Annotated in this window: 1 protein-coding gene; it reads right to left on the bottom strand. The window is 45.5% G+C overall.

The window, feature by feature from the left end:
- Positions 1–253: group II intron maturase-specific domain-containing protein (locus LKE08_RS09205; protein ID WP_324703921.1), on the bottom strand; the 253-nt coding region annotated here is incomplete at both ends.

Genomic DNA, 253 nt, shown 5'->3' with positions numbered 1-253 from the left:
TTTGCCATACCTGTTCGGTAGTATTTTCTGAGCGTTTTGTATTTGGCGTTTCCGCATCGTGACACTACCCATGCCCGAAGTTGTTGCCAGAGTATGTTATCTAGCTTGCTGAAAATCTCCTTGGAGACTACCCCTGAGTAGTACCTTGCCCATCCTGTGATGATGGGGTTGAGTTGTTTAATCAGGGCGGCTTGAGGTGATGTTTTGTGTTTCTTAATCACCTCTTTAACCTTTTCGGTGTGGGCTTTGATTG

The organism is Lyngbya sp. CCY1209, from assembly GCF_035615495.1.
GTDB lineage: Bacteria > Cyanobacteriota > Cyanobacteriia > Cyanobacteriales > Microcoleaceae > Limnospira.
This window is presented reverse-complemented; position numbering and strand designations above follow the sequence as displayed.